This is a genomic window from Pseudomonas sp. SDO5215_S409 (assembly GCF_054071325.1).
Genome location: NZ_JBSVWN010000224.1, coordinates 1 through 211 on the forward strand (window position 1 = coordinate 1; position 211 = coordinate 211).

Here is a 211-nt window from a genome sequence, read left to right on the forward strand (position 1 = left end):
CCATCCCCCAGCGAGAAGGTCGTCGAGCACGCATCATTCTGCTGGCCGCCGAGGGCGAAACCCGTGACAACATTGCACGGCTGACTGGCTTTTCCTGCCCGACGATTACCGACTGGTGCCAGCGCTTCCAGGCACATCGGCTGGACGGGTTGGTCGATAAACCGGGGCGCGGGCGCAAGTCGCCTTTGCCTGAGGAGACGGTTCGCCGGGT

General features: G+C 64.5%; 1 protein-coding gene. It reads left to right on the forward strand.

Translation table 11 applies throughout. The features are described from left to right. A partial coding sequence (locus tag ACW9H9_RS28980) for a helix-turn-helix domain-containing protein (protein WP_457346762.1) occupies nucleotides 1-211 on the forward strand: 211 nt, incomplete at both ends.